Origin of the sequence: Nocardia sp. NPDC059154, from assembly GCF_042755705.1 — a bacterium.
Classification (GTDB): Bacteria; Actinomycetota; Actinomycetes; order Mycobacteriales; family Mycobacteriaceae; genus Nocardia.
Genome location: NZ_JBHZCS010000026.1, coordinates 15,080 through 27,771, shown reverse-complemented (window position 1 = coordinate 27,771; position 12,692 = coordinate 15,080). Strand labels below are relative to the sequence as shown.

General features: G+C 68.4%; 15 protein-coding genes. 13 read left to right on the top strand and 2 right to left on the bottom strand.

The features are described 5' to 3' along the window. The first annotated feature begins 22 nt into the window (after positions 1-22). Complete coding sequence (locus ACFXN1_RS22705; protein WP_379438188.1) at positions 23-274, top strand: hypothetical protein; 252 nt, start codon at positions 23-25, stop codon at positions 272-274. A gap of 66 nt (positions 275-340) precedes the next feature. Here the strand turns inward: ACFXN1_RS22705 and ACFXN1_RS22700 are convergent, their stop codons facing one another. Continuing rightward, positions 341-661 (bottom strand): hypothetical protein, encoded by a 321-nt coding sequence (locus tag ACFXN1_RS22700; RefSeq protein ID WP_354846878.1) that lies wholly within the window; start codon positions 659-661, stop codon positions 341-343. A gap of 208 nt (positions 662-869) precedes the next feature. Between ACFXN1_RS22700 and hemB the strand changes: the two genes are divergently transcribed. The 5 genes from hemB (at position 870) to ACFXN1_RS22675 (ending at position 3,770) form a co-directional block, all read left to right on the top strand. Continuing rightward, complete coding sequence (gene hemB, locus ACFXN1_RS22695) at positions 870-1,847, top strand: porphobilinogen synthase (RefSeq protein WP_364620156.1); 978 nt, start codon at positions 870-872, stop codon at positions 1,845-1,847. A gap of 22 nt (positions 1,848-1,869) precedes the next feature. Continuing rightward, complete coding sequence (locus ACFXN1_RS22690) at positions 1,870-2,382, top strand: hypothetical protein (protein WP_379438190.1); 513 nt, start codon at positions 1,870-1,872, stop codon at positions 2,380-2,382. A 277-nt stretch (positions 2,383-2,659) separates the two neighbouring features. Further along, positions 2,660-3,226 carry a hypothetical protein gene (locus ACFXN1_RS22685; RefSeq protein WP_379438191.1) on the top strand — a complete coding sequence of 189 codons (567 nt, stop codon included), beginning with the start codon at positions 2,660-2,662 and terminating at the stop codon, positions 3,224-3,226. Then, entirely contained in the window at positions 3,226-3,462 is a 237-nt protein-coding gene (locus tag ACFXN1_RS22680) for a hypothetical protein (protein ID WP_379438193.1), read from the top strand. The genes ACFXN1_RS22685 and ACFXN1_RS22680 overlap by 1 nt, the downstream gene beginning before the upstream one ends. Before the next feature lie 83 nt (positions 3,463-3,545). Beyond that, positions 3,546-3,770: a hypothetical protein gene (locus ACFXN1_RS22675; RefSeq protein ID WP_379438194.1), complete on the top strand. Its 225-nt coding sequence runs from the start codon at positions 3,546-3,548 to the stop codon at positions 3,768-3,770. A 103-nt stretch (positions 3,771-3,873) separates the two neighbouring features. Here the strand turns inward: ACFXN1_RS22675 and ACFXN1_RS22670 are convergent, their stop codons facing one another. Then, a complete protein-coding gene (locus ACFXN1_RS22670) occupies positions 3,874-4,221 on the bottom strand; it encodes a hypothetical protein (protein ID WP_379463664.1) in 348 nt (115 codons plus the stop codon). A 551-nt stretch (positions 4,222-4,772) separates the two neighbouring features. Here ACFXN1_RS22670 and hemL point away from each other — a divergent pair. From hemL to ACFXN1_RS22635, 7 genes are all read left to right on the top strand, one after another. Beyond that, the gene (gene hemL / locus ACFXN1_RS22665) at positions 4,773-6,110 is read left to right on the top strand and encodes a glutamate-1-semialdehyde 2,1-aminomutase (protein WP_379438197.1); all 1,338 of its coding nucleotides are present in this window, start codon (positions 4,773-4,775) and stop codon (positions 6,108-6,110) included. Between the two features lie 434 nt (positions 6,111-6,544). Beyond that, complete coding sequence (locus tag ACFXN1_RS22660) at positions 6,545-7,150, top strand: histidine phosphatase family protein (protein ID WP_354847158.1); 606 nt, start codon at positions 6,545-6,547, stop codon at positions 7,148-7,150. Then, a complete protein-coding gene (locus ACFXN1_RS22655) occupies positions 7,147-7,782 on the top strand; it encodes a TlpA disulfide reductase family protein (RefSeq protein ID WP_379438199.1) in 636 nt (211 codons plus the stop codon). The genes ACFXN1_RS22660 and ACFXN1_RS22655 overlap by 4 nt, the downstream gene beginning before the upstream one ends. A gap of 5 nt (positions 7,783-7,787) precedes the next feature. Continuing rightward, positions 7,788-8,612, top strand: a complete 825-nt coding sequence (locus ACFXN1_RS22650) for a cytochrome c biogenesis CcdA family protein (RefSeq protein WP_379399603.1) — start codon at positions 7,788-7,790, stop codon at positions 8,610-8,612. 1 nt (position 8,613) lies between these two features. Continuing rightward, positions 8,614-10,233 carry a cytochrome c biogenesis protein ResB gene (locus ACFXN1_RS22645; RefSeq protein ID WP_379438200.1) on the top strand — a complete coding sequence of 540 codons (1,620 nt, stop codon included), beginning with the start codon at positions 8,614-8,616 and terminating at the stop codon, positions 10,231-10,233. Continuing rightward, positions 10,233-11,222 (top strand): c-type cytochrome biogenesis protein CcsB, encoded by a 990-nt coding sequence (ccsB, locus tag ACFXN1_RS22640; protein ID WP_379389246.1) that lies wholly within the window; start codon positions 10,233-10,235, stop codon positions 11,220-11,222. The genes ACFXN1_RS22645 and ccsB overlap by 1 nt, the downstream gene beginning before the upstream one ends. A gap of 176 nt (positions 11,223-11,398) precedes the next feature. Next, positions 11,399-12,589 (top strand): Rieske 2Fe-2S domain-containing protein, encoded by a 1,191-nt coding sequence (locus tag ACFXN1_RS22635; protein WP_379438202.1) that lies wholly within the window; start codon positions 11,399-11,401, stop codon positions 12,587-12,589. Positions 12,590-12,692 lie beyond the last annotated feature (103 nt).

The following is a 12,692-nucleotide window of genomic DNA, read 5'->3' as shown; positions in this document are numbered from 1 at the left end:
GATCTTCGAAAGGTGAACGTCTATGAAGCGCACGGCAGTCGGCCTGATCGCGATGTCCGGGATCGCCCTCGCGGTGCTGTCCCCGGCCGCGGCGTCGGCGGCGCCCGTACCGCTGGAGCAGGCCCCGGCCGCGGTTCAGACCACCGCGGTCGCACCGATCGATGCCACCAGCTCCGGTAGCGCAGCCGTGAACACGCTGCAATTCCTGCTGAAGTGCCTGACCACCGGCTCGGGTACCCCGGGCACCACCGGCACCGGCTGCCTGGTCTCCTAGCGGCCGCCGTGCGCGGCGGAGGTTCTCCGAAGTCTCTTGCGCGGCCTCGGAGAGCCTCCACCGTTGTCAGCGTTGCGCTGCCATCAGGCGGCGGACCATGCGGCAGGTGGCGTCCGAGGGCCGGTGCACGCCGATGACTTCCGCTGTGTGGCGGATGTTTTCATTGGTGGCCTGATCCGGGCTGAAGGAGCCGGAGTCCAGTAGCGCGATGGCCAGCCGCATAGCCTTCAACCTGCGATTGTGCGAGATGTACCACGACCGCGGCCGCCCTGCGGGCAGCGGCTGTTTGGACAGCGGCCGCCACGCGTGATCGATCACGTCCCCCTTCTTCGGCACTTCGCCGGCCCGGTTCACCTTGTCGGACATGCTGGTAACAGCTGCGAGCACGACCATTCCTCCCGTCGCGATCCGGATCCGCACCCCGTATCGGCGGCGCGACTCCTTCGAACACATCTTCGATTCTACTCGTCCCCACCGACAAAATCGGCTGCTCACAATGACTTTGGCGATGCGACCCGATGGCCGTGACGGTGCGGCGCGGCCCGGCCGCGGAGGCGCGCGCACCCGGGTCGAAGGGCGGGCATATCATGCGAACATGACCGGAATGGACCGCCCTCGGCGGTTGCGCCGTACTCCCGCCATGCGTCGGCTCGTCGCCGAGACCAGCCTGGAGCCGCGGCATCTGATTCTGCCCATGTTCGTCGCCGACGGGATCGGCGAACCGCACGAGATCTCCTCCATGCCAGGCGTTTTCCAGCACTCGATGGACTCGCTGCGGAAGGCGGCCGTGGAGGCGGTGGCCGCCGGCGTGGGCGGGCTCATGCTGTTCGGCGTGCCCAAGCCGGAGGACAAGGACGCGCAGGGGAGTGCCGCCAGCGATCCGGACGGGATCCTGAACCGCGGCCTGCGCGCGCTGGTGCACGAGGTCGGCGGATCGACCGTGGTCATGGCCGACACCTGCCTCGACGAGTTCACCGACCACGGCCACTGCGGTGTGCTCGACGACAGCGGCGCGGTCGACAACGACGCCACGCTGACCCGCTACGTCGAAATGGCGTTGGCGCAGGCCGAAACCGGCGCGGACCTGCTCGGCACCAGCGGCATGATGGATGGCCAGGTGGCCGCGATCCGTGCGGGCCTGGACGACGCCGGGTACTCCGACACCGGCATCCTCGCCTACGCGGCCAAGTACGCCTCGGCCTTCTACGGTCCCTTCCGGGAGGCCGTCGGCTCCTCGCTGCAGGGGGATCGGCGCACCTATCAGCAGGATGCGGCGAACCGCCGCGAGGCAATTCGTGAGCTGGAGCTGGATCTGCTCGAGGGCGCGGACATCGTCATGGTGAAGCCCGCCATGTCGTATCTGGACATTCTGCGCGAGGTCGCGGACCGCTCCACGGTGCCGGTGGCGGCCTATCAGATCTCCGGTGAGTACGCCATGATCACCGCGGCCGCCCAGCACGGCTGGATCGATCGCAAGGGCGCGGTGCTGGAGTCGCTGCTCAGCATTCGGCGCGCGGGCGCGGACATGGTGCTGACCTACTGGGCCACCGAGGCCGCGCACTGGCTGTCGTGAGCGTGGCCGAGTAGCTCCGATCGTGAATCCGATGGTCCCGCCGGGTATTTCGCGCCCGGCCCCGGAAGACGTGCGCACCGCCTGCCAACTCTGGTATCTCACATTAGCTGTCGGCCTGGTGCAGTTGATCGCCTCGCTGGTGACGCAGTTCGGGCAGCGGCAGGATCTGGCGCAGCAGATGTTCGACCAGGTCAAGGAGCAGCAGCCGACCGTGACGCTGGCACAGGTGCAGGCCTGGATGGCGATCGTGTTCATCCTGGTCGGCGTGGTCTGGCTGGTGCTGACCGGCGCCGGAGTGGCGGTGGTGTACCAGCTGGGACGCGGAAAGGCCTGGGCGCGAGCGCTTCTCACCGGGTTCGGCGTCTTCCTGGTGCTCGGCGCGGCGGGCACGCTGTTCGGCATCGGGGTCAAGGAGGGTGCGGCCGCGCTGGTCGCCGGCGGGGCTGGAATCGTGGCGGCGGTGCTGGCGGGCGGGGCCGTATTCCTGTGCTATCGAAGCGAATCCGAGGCATTCTTCCGTCCCGGACCGCAGTAGGAACGCCTGAGTTTGTGACAAGCGTACTAGCGGGTATGGTGAGGGCAGTCACAGAGAATTCGGGAACCGGGTGCCTGTCGTCATACGTTGTGTTATGGCGCGTTCGGCTCCGGGAAGGCGGAGGCAACGATGCGAGTGGTGATCCAGCAGCCGCACAGCCTGCGGCGCGATGTGCTGGTGCTGAGTCTGCTGTTTCTGTTCGGGCTGCTCACCCTCGCCGTGCTGTTGATTCCGGGCCTGGCCCGCTGAGCGAATCCACGATCTTTACGCTCGACCTATGAGTGAGGCCATCAACACCCCCGGGGCCGTGCTGTTCTCCGAGCCCGGTGCGCGCTGGCGGACCATCGCCTACGGACCCGCGCTGTGCGCGATCATCCTGGTCATCGAGCTGATCCGGGGTGGCGCCATCCACTGGTTCGGGCTGGTCTTCTGCGCGGTGCTGCTGGCCGGATTCGTGTGGTTGCAGGTGGTGGCGGGCAAGCGGCACATCAGTGTCGAGCTGACGCCGGAGCAACTGCGCGAGGGCACGGAGGTGGTGCCGCTGCGCGACATCGCCGAGGTGCTGCCGGAGGAAGACGACGAGTCCTGGGAGTATGAGGACTGGCAGTCGGCGCGGGCGCTGGGCGAGCTGACCGGAGTACCGCGGCGGCGCAAGGGAATCGGGCTGAAGCTGACCGACGGGCGGCTGGTGCAGGCGTGGGCGCGGGATCACGTCACGCTGCGCGCCGAGTTGACAGCCGCGTTGGAGCGGGCGCGCGGTACCGATGACGAGCCCGGAACCGATGACGAGCCCGGAACCGATGACGAGCGCGGGTCGGATGACGAGCGGAAGGAAGCGCTGTGATGCGATGGCTGACCGTATTCGCCGAATTCGTGCTGGTGCCGGTGCTGGTGGTGGCGGCGGTGTGGTGCTGGCACAACGGGATTCGGACCACTGTCTTCAAGCCTCAGGGTGAGGTGCCCGCGTTCACCGCGACGCGGTACATCGGGCCCTGGCTGGCGGGGTGCGCGGTGCTGGCCATCATGTCGGGGCTGGCGCTGATCGACGTGGTGGCGCGTGCGGTTCGGTTCGCGCGCTGAGCTTTTCGCGACACGCCACGCGGGGGGGTGCGAAGTCCGGATTCGCCTTGGAGGCGTCCGGGCGGTCGCGGAGAATCATGGGCATGAAGCGCACAGATCTCGTGAAACGCATCGCCACCGCGGTGCTGGCCACGGGGGTCGTCGGCGTCGTGGCGGTGGCTCCGGCCGCCGCCGCTCCGGTCGATGCCGTCCCGGATTACCGGTCACACCCGGTCGCGCTGTCCTGGCAAGACCTACTACCGCCCCAGCTGAGTTGCCTGCTGTCCACCGGATGGGCGGCGTTCTGCCTGGGGATTCCGCTCCCGTAACGGGTCGCGGCGGCGCGACCGCAGACCGCGCCGCCGTCTCCGCTGCGGAAAAAGGTGTCAGCCCCGCTTACGCGAGGGCTGGGCTCCCGCTGATGCGAAAGCCTCAGTCCCAGTTCTGGTAAATATCCAGCACACGTCCGCTCCGGCTGCCCGGCAGATCGAGGAAGATCGCGACGTTGCCGTCTGGATGATCGGCGGCCTCCGCGATCACCTGCCGGAGCGAGGCGTGCACGCCACCCTTGTCGTCCTTGTAGATGCTGGTGTCGGGCCGCAGGCCCGCCCCCATCCGGTTCAGCGGCACGACCATGCTGATCACCGCGGGCACGGGACCATCGGCCAGCGCGGCGGTCTCACTGTGGGACAGCGTCACCCCCAGCCGCCCCTGATCGACCTGCACCACCGGCTCCGCCGCTGCCGCGACGCCGGCCCCGGCGGCGAGCCCGGCCGTCACCGCGACGATCCCAACCCCGATTCGAACGACCCGCATACGTCCCGCCCTCTCTCCCAAGCCGTCTCCTGCGTCGAGACATTACGCACTAGCAAACGTGTAGCGAATAACGTTGTACGAAACTGGACTCCGGCGTGTTGCCTCACCGTCCCAGTGAGCCCACATCGGAGTCCGCGCACTGCAATTCGGAGTCCCGCGGCTGCGGGCTGGGAGAGGACCCGCGGGTATGTAATGCCCGGGCAGCTCGCGGTTGAACCGCCATAGGCAATTGCGTGCCAGGTAGCGGTTGACGGTCGCGCCGCACCCCGCGGACCCGGCACCAGGCCGTTCACCATCGTCGCGGTCAGGCCACCCGATGGTTCGGCCGATGCTGCGGGGAGTTCGGCGGAGGCGGTATCGGCAGCGAGGGCTCGGGTGCCGGGGTGGGCGGCCGGGCCGCCTTCGGGATGCGGTGTTCGTATCGGGGTGCGAGGATGGCGGGTTGGCTGTGGGAAGGGCCACTCGACTACACCCTGTCGTCGACGGGGGCAGGGGCGGCTGAGAGACTGGGTGCCGTGAGTTCTTCTCCGCGTGCGAGCCAGGTGTCGGTCCCGGTCTCAGCCCAACTTTTCGAACGCGCCGCGGCGGTCATCCCGGGTGGCGTGAATTCGCCCGTGCGTGCGTTCAACTCCGTGGGCGGCACGCCGCGGTTCATCGCCTCCGCGCGCGGTTGCACGCTGACCGACGCCGACGGCAACGACTACGTCGACCTGGTGTGCTCGTGGGGCCCGATGATTCTCGGGCACGCGCACCCGGCGGTGGTCGAGGCGGTGCAGCGGGCGGCCACCGGCGGGCTGTCCTTCGGCGCGCCGACCGAGGCGGAAATCGAGCTCGCCGAGGCCATCGCGGGCCGGGTCGCTCCGGTGGATCGGGTGCGGCTGGTGAACTCCGGCACCGAGGCCACCATGAGCGCGGTCCGGCTGGCGCGCGGTTTCACCGGCCGCGGCAAGATCATCAAGTTCAGCGGCTGCTACCACGGGCACGTGGACGCGCTGCTGGCCGACGCCGGATCGGGCGTCGCCACGCTGGGCCTGCCGACCTCGCCGGGCGTCACCGGTGCGCAGGCGGCCGACACCCTCGTGCTGCCCTACAACGATCTCGACGCGGTGGCCGCCGCGTTCGCCGCCTACCCGGGTGAGATCGCGTGCGTCATCACCGAGGCCGCGGCGGGCAATATGGGCGCGGTCGCGCCGGTCGCCGGATTCAACGAGGGGCTGCGCCGGCTCACCGCCGAGCACGGCGCGCTGCTCATCATGGACGAGGTCATGACCGGGTTCCGGGTGAGCCACTCGGGCTGGTTCGGCATCGACGGCGTGGCCGGTGACCTCTACACCTTCGGCAAGGTGATGAGCGGCGGCCTGCCGGCCGCGGCGTTCGGCGGGCGCGCCGACATCATGAATCACCTGGCGCCGCTGGGTCCGGTCTATCAGGCGGGCACCCTCTCGGGTAACCCGGTCGCGGTGGCCGCGGGTCTGGCCACGCTGCGCGCCGCGGACGAGCAGGTGTACGCGACGCTGAACAAGAACGCCGAGCGGCTGGGCGCGCTCATGACCGAGGCGCTGACCGCCGAGAGCGTCCCGCACCGGGTGCAATTCGCGGGCAATATGGTGAGCGTGTTCTTCGCCGAGAACCCGGTCACCGACTACGCCGCCGCCAAGGCGAGCGAAACCTGGCGTTTCCCAGCCTTCTTCCACGCGCTGCTGGATGCCGGTGTGTACGCGCCGCCGAGCGCCTTCGAAGCCTGGTTCGTCTCGGCCGCCCTCGACGAGGACGCGTTCGACCGCATCGCCGCCGCCCTCCCCGCCGCCGCGCGCGCCGCGGCGGCCGCCACCCCCGAAGGATCCGCCGCGTGAGCTCCGCCCACCCCGACTCCGGCCTACCCGCACCCACCCAGCACGAGGTTCCCCTCTCCGCCGCCGAGGCCACCCGCCTCCTGGACTCGATCCGTCAGGCCGAAGAGGAACTGGCCGAAACCGGCGAACACATCGCCGTCTCCCCGGCCGAACCCGATTCCGCCCCAATGGAATCCGACAATTCCGGCGCAACCGCCGGGTCCGAAACGGATCCGGATGACTCCGATGCGGGTGAATCCGCTGCTCCGGTTGCGTCGTTCTCGTCCGAGATCGTGGTCGAGATCGATCCCGATGCGGGTGAATCGGGCACGGTATTCGCGGCCGCGGGCGATTCGGATGCGGCTGCCGCCGGTGCCGACGCGGCCTCCGGCACCACGGGCGGGTTGATCCTGCCGGGTGACGTGGCGGCCGATCTCGAGACGATCGTGCACGTCATGCGGCACGGCGAGGTCCACAATCCCAAGGGCATCCTGTACGGCCGTTTGCCCGGGTTCCAGCTGTCGGTGACGGGACGGGCGCAGGCGCAGGCCGTGGCGCGGTCGCTGGCGGATCATGACATCGCGCTGGTGGTGGCGTCGCCGCTGCAGCGGGCGCAGGAGACCGCGGATCCCATTGCGGCGGGCCACGGTCTGGTGATCCGGACCGACGACAATCTGATCGAGGCCGGCAATACCTTCGAGGGGCTGCGGGTCTCGGCGGGGGACGGTGCGCTGCGCAAGCCCCGGCACTGGTGGAAGCTGCGCGACCCGTTCACGCCGTCCTGGGGTGAGCCGTACCTGCAGATCGCGCACCGCATGCTGGCCGCGGTGAACAAGGCGCGGGTGGAGGCCGCCGGCCGGGAGGCCGTGCTGGTCTCGCATCAGCTGCCGGTCTGGACGCTGCGCCGCTTCCTGCAGGGGCAGCGGCTGTGGCATGACCCGCGGCACCGCCAGTGCTCGCTCGCCTCGCTGACTTCGCTTGTCTACCAGGGCGATACCTTGATCGACATCGTCTACTCGGAGCCGGCGGGCGCCTCGGATCCCAAGGTGACCGGGGCATGAGCCGCGCCATCGCGTCCCGGCCCGCCCGCCGCCCGCTGCGCCGGGTCGCGGCGTTGCTGGCCGGTGTGAGTGTGGTGGCCGTGCTCGCCGGGTGTTCGACGGCGGGCAAGGACGCGGTGGCCCAGGGCGGCACCTTCGACTTCGTCTCGCCGGGCGGCAAGACCGAGATCTTCTATGATCCGCCGTCCTCGCGCGGCACCATCGGCAAGCTGTCCGGCCCGGATCTGCTGCACGACGGCAAGACCACGTCGGTGGACGATTTCCCCGGCAAGGTGGTGGTCGTCAATATCTGGGGCCAGTGGTGTGGCCCGTGCCGCGCGGAAGCGCCCGCGCTGGAACAGGTCTACGAGGCGAGCAAGGACAAGGGTGTCGCGTTCCTCGGCATCAATGTCCGCGACAACCAGAAGGACAAGGCCCAGGACTTCGTGACCGACAACAAGGTCGGTTACCCCTCCATCTACGACCCGTCCATGCGCAGCCTGCTCGCGCTCGGCGGCAAGTTCCCCACCAGCGTCATTCCCACCACCATCGTGCTGGACAAGCAGCATCGGGTGGCGGCGGTGTTCCTGCGCGCCCTGCTGACCGAGGACCTGCAGCCGGTGGTGGACAAGCTCGCGCAGGAGCAGGCGTGAACCACGTGACCTACCTGGCGAGCGTGGGGGATTCGTTCCAGCAGACCGCCGCCACCGGACCACTGCTGCTGGCGCTGGGCGCGTGCATGCTGGCCGGTCTGGTGTCGTTCGCCTCGCCGTGCGTGGTGCCGCTGGTGCCCGGCTACCTGTCGTACCTGGCCGGTGTGGTGGGCGCGGAGGCCCCGCCGGTGACGGTGGAATCGGCCAAGACCACCAGAACCGCCGTGGCGAGCCGCAATTCCGCGCGCCTGCGGGTGGCGGGCGCGGCGGGCCTGTTCGTGGCGGGCTTCACCGTGGTGTTCGTACTGGCCTCGGCGACCGTGTTCGGCGCGATCCAGGTGCTGAACGTCAATCGTGATCTGCTGCAGCGCATCGGCGGCGTGGTGACCATCGTGATGGGCCTGGCGTTCATCGGTCTCATTCCGGCGCTGCAGCGCGACACCCGCATGGAGCCGCGCCGGCTCAGCGGCCTCATCGGGGCTCCGCTGCTGGGCGCGGTCTTCGCGCTCGGCTGGACACCGTGCCTGGGTCCGACGCTGTCGGGCGTGATGGCGGTGTCGGCGGGCACCGAGGGCACCACCGCGGTCCGCGGCGTGGCCCTCATCGTGGCCTACTGCCTGGGCCTGGGCCTGCCCTTCGTGATCCTGGCCTTCGGCTCGGCGACCGCGCTGCGCGGCGTCGGCTGGTTGCGCCGTAATTCCCGCACCATTCAGGTGATGGGCGGTCTGCTGTTGGTGGCCGTCGGTATCGCCCTGGTGACCGGGGCGTGGGACCAGTTCGTCTCCTGGGTCCGCGACGCCTTCGTCTCGAATGTGACCCTGCCGATCTGACATGACTGCCACCATCGAAACCCCCAGCGCCCCCGTCCGTCCGCCGCGTCAGTCGCCACTGCGGCGCGTACTCGGCGTCCTGCGCAATACCTGGCGCGGACTGACCAGCATGCGCACCGCGCTGATGCTGCTGTTCCTGCTGGCCCTGGCCGCCATCCCGGGTGCGCTGCTGCCGCAGCGCAGTCTGAACGCGGGCAAGGTCGACGACTACATCCGCAATCGGCCGACCCTGGGCCCGTGGATGGACCGGCTGCAGCTGTTCGACGTGTTCTCCAGCTTCTGGTTCACGGCCGTGTATGTGCTGCTGTTCATTTCGCTGGTGGGCTGCATCCTGCCGCGCTGTGTGGACCACTACCGTGCGCTGCGGACGCCGCCGGTCAAGGCGCCGCGCAACCTGTCTCGCCTGCCGCATCACTGGTCGGGGACCGACGCGGCCACCCCGGAGCAGGTGATCGAGCGGGCTCGCGGTCAGATGCGCGGCTGGCGCACGGTCGTGCAGCCGGGCGATCGCGCAGGGGAACTGACTCTTTCGGCGGAGAAGGGTTACACCCGCGAGCTCGGAAACCTGGTCTTCCACCTGGCGCTGGTCGGTCTGCTGGCGGCGATCGCGGTCGGCAAGCTGTTCGGCTACGAGGGCAATGTGGTCGTACTCGCCAATGACGGCCCGGGTTTCTGCACCACCTCGCCCGCGGTGTTCGACTCGTTCCGTGCGGGCAATGTGAACGACGGCACCGGCCTGGCGCCGATGTGTGTGCGGGTCAAGGACTTCCGGGCCGACTACCTGCAGAACGGCCAGGCGTCCATGTTCACCTCGAACATCCAGTACCAGACCGGTAAGGATCTGAACTCCGACACCTGGCGGGACACCGCCATCCAGGTGAACCATCCGCTGCGCGTCGCCGGCGACCGGGTCTACCTGCAGGGCCACGGTTTCGCGCCCAAGTTCACGGTGACCTTCCCGAACGGCCAGACCCGCACCGAGGCCATCCAGTGGAAGCCGGACGACGCCACCACCTTCCTGTCCTCGGGTGTGCTGCGCATCGATCCGCCGGGCGGCATGTATCCGAACGAGGAGGAGCGCCGCAAGCATCAGGTGGCGATCCAGGGCCTGTTCGCGCCGACCGCGCTCATGCACGGTCAGCTGCTGACCTCCATGTATCCGGCCATGAAGGATCCCGCGGTGGCGATCGACATCTACCAGGGTGATACCGGCCTGGACACCGGCCGCGCGCAATCGCTGTTCGCGCTGGACCCGGAGATGATCAAGCAGGGCCGCCTGGTGAAGGAACAGCGGGTGAACCTGAAGCCGGGTGAGTCCGCGACCCTGACCGACGGCACCAAGGTCACCTTCGACGGCGCGGAAGAGTTTGTGAACCTGCAGGTTTCGCACGATCCGGCGCAGCAATGGGTGCTGGTGTCGGCGCTTACCATGATGGCGGGCCTGCTGGTGTCGCTGCTGGTGAAGCGCCGTCGCATCTGGTTGCGGGTGTACCCGGATACCGAAACCGACGGGGTACGACGTACCGTAGTAGAAATGGGCGGATTGGCCCGCACCGACCAGGCCGGGTGGGGCGGCGAGTTCGACCGCCTGCGTGAGCGGCTGCTGACGGGAGAGAAGTAATGCCGATCGACGAGAACATCGCCTCCTACAGCGATCTCGCGTTCAAGTCGGCCATCGTGATCTACGCGCTGGTCTGGATCATGCTGGTCTGGCAGTTCGCCCTCACCCGCACGGTGCCGACGGCCGCCGCCCGCCAGCTGGTCACGGCCGGAGGCGGTTCCGGCATCGTCGACGAGCCGCCCGCCAATGTGCCCGGCAAGGTGCAGCCGCGCGGGGTCGAGCGCCCCTTCTCGGAGCGCCTGGGCAATATGGCCTTCGCGGTGCTGTTCGTGGGCTTCGGCGTGCACCTGGTCTCGATCGTGCTGCGCGGCTTCGCGACCCACCGCTTCCCGCTGGGCAATATGTTCGAGTTCATCTCGATGGCCACCGGCGCGGCTGTGCTGCTCGGCCTGATCCTGCTGCGCGACCAGCGCTATCGCGGCATGTGGTCGTTCCTGCTGGTGCCGGTGCTGATCCTGCTGTTCCTGGCGGGCACCAAGCTGCACGTGGACGCGGCCCCCGTGGTCCCGGCCCTCAAGTCCTACTGGCTGCCGGTGCACGTCACCGTGGTGTCGATCGGCTCGGGCGTCTTCCTGGTCTCCGGCGTCGCGAGTCTGCTGTTCCTGTTCCGCCTCTGGCAGCCCGCGGGCGCGGAGTCCGACACCATCTTCGGCCAGCTGGCCCGCCGCCTCCCCGACGCCCAGCTGCTGGACCGGCTCGCCTACCGCACCACCATCATCGGCTTCCCGATCTTCGGCGCCGGCGTCATCCTCGGCGCGATCTGGGCCGAGGCCGCCTGGGGCCGCTTCTGGGGCTGGGACCCCAAGGAGACCTGCTCCTTCATCGCCTGGGTCCTCTACGCCGCCTACCTGCACGCCCGTGCCACCTCCGGCTGGCGCGACACCAAGGCCGCCTGGATCAACATCGCCGGTTTCGTGGCCATGCTCTTCAACCTCTTCATCATCAATATCGTGGTCAGCGGTCTGCACTCGTACGCGGGTCTGAACTGACCCGACAGGCTTCCTGAACTGGCCCAATGGGTTTCGGAAGGTCCCGGCACGTTTCAGTGCCGGGGCCTTCTTCTTTTCCCGGGAACTTCCGATCGGTGCTCGGGGGCTGTACGGTATTAAGCGACCGTGATTAGAACACGTTCTAGTTTTAGTGTTTAGTAGTGAAGGGGCTCGTCATGGCAGTGGCGCCGCAGGGTCGGGTTCGGAAGGTGCGGGAGATCGACGTGGGCGAGGTGCCCACGCGGTACGCACGCGGATGGCATTGCCTCGGGCTCGCGAAGTCGTTCCGGGACGGGAAGCCGCATCAGATCTCCGCCTTCGGGACCAAGCTGGTGGTCTTCGCCGACAGTAAGGGTGAGCTGCACGCGCTCGACTCCTACTGCCGGCACCTGGGCGGCGACCTCAGTATGGGTGAGATCAAAGGTGATTCCATCGCCTGCCCGTTCCACGATTGGCGCTGGGGCGGCAATGGGAAGTGCACCGGGATTCCGTACGCGCGGCGGGTGCCGCCGCTGGCGCGGACACGGTCGTGGATCACCTTGGAGCGCAACGGCCAGCTCTTCGTGTGGCACGACCACGAGGGCAACCCGCCGCCGGACGAGGTGACGATCCCCTACATCGAGGGCCCGTACACCGATGCCGAGGGTAGGGGCACCGAGGGGCTTGCCGACGGCTGGACCGAGTGGACCTGGGAGTCCATGGTGATCGAGGGCTCCAACTGTCGCGAGATCATCGACAACGTCGTGGACATGGCCCACTTCTTCTACATCCACTACGCGTATCCGACGTTCTTCAAGAACGTCTTCGAGGGCCACGTCGCCACCCAGTTCCTGGACTCCACGGCGCGCCCGGACAAGGGCATGGCCACGCAGTACGGCGGCAACTCGACGCTGAAGTCGGTGGCCTCGTACTTCGGGCCGTCCTACATGGTCAATCCGCTGGTCAACAGCTACAGCGGGTTCGAGCTCGAGACCGTGCTGATCAACTGCCACTACCCGATCTCGCAGGACGCATTCGTGCTGCAGTACGGCATGTCGGTGCGCAAGCCGCAGGGCGTCGACGATGCCTCTGCCGATCGGATCGCGAAGAAGATGACCGTCGGCATCGGTGAGGGCTTCCTGCAGGACGTCGAGATCTGGAAGCACAAGTCCAAGATCGAGAATCCGCTGCTGACCGAGGAGGACGGGCCGGTCTACCAGCTGCGTCGCTGGTACGAGCAGTTCTACGTGGACGTCGCCGACATCGACCCGAAGTCGGTGCAGCGCTTCGAGTTCGAGGTCGACACCACCAAGGCCAATGAGGCGTGGCAGGCGGAGGTCGCCGAAAACCTCAGGCGCAAGGCGGAAGAGGACGCCGTCGGTCACTGACGGGGATCGGGTTCCGGACGGTCCGGGTGGGGGGGTGTTGCTTGCCCCCCCCGACCCTCGTCAATTTGTGGCCGCGGTTGCCGCCCCGATCCCCACCTCCCCA

Bases quoted from the DNA above. Each gene is read 5' to 3' on its own strand.
- ACFXN1_RS22635 (WP_379438202.1), top strand. From the start codon at position 11,399: ATGGCAGTGGCGCCGCAGGGTCGGGTTCGGAAGGTGCGGGAGATCGAC.
- ccsB (WP_379389246.1), top strand. From the start codon at position 10,233: ATGCCGATCGACGAGAACATCGCCTCCTACAGCGATCTCGCGTTCAAG.
- ACFXN1_RS22655 (WP_379438199.1), top strand. From the start codon at position 7,147: ATGAGCCGCGCCATCGCGTCCCGGCCCGCCCGCCGCCCGCTGCGCCGG.
- ACFXN1_RS22645 (WP_379438200.1), top strand. From the start codon at position 8,614: ATGACTGCCACCATCGAAACCCCCAGCGCCCCCGTCCGTCCGCCGCGT.
- ACFXN1_RS22705 (WP_379438188.1), top strand. From the start codon at position 23: ATGAAGCGCACGGCAGTCGGCCTGATCGCGATGTCCGGGATCGCCCTC.
- ACFXN1_RS22685 (WP_379438191.1), top strand. From the start codon at position 2,660: ATGAGTGAGGCCATCAACACCCCCGGGGCCGTGCTGTTCTCCGAGCCC.
- ACFXN1_RS22675 (WP_379438194.1), top strand. From the start codon at position 3,546: ATGAAGCGCACAGATCTCGTGAAACGCATCGCCACCGCGGTGCTGGCC.
- ACFXN1_RS22680 (WP_379438193.1), top strand. From the start codon at position 3,226: ATGCGATGGCTGACCGTATTCGCCGAATTCGTGCTGGTGCCGGTGCTG.
- ACFXN1_RS22660 (WP_354847158.1), top strand. From the start codon at position 6,545: ATGCGGCACGGCGAGGTCCACAATCCCAAGGGCATCCTGTACGGCCGT.
- hemB (WP_364620156.1), top strand. From the start codon at position 870: ATGACCGGAATGGACCGCCCTCGGCGGTTGCGCCGTACTCCCGCCATG.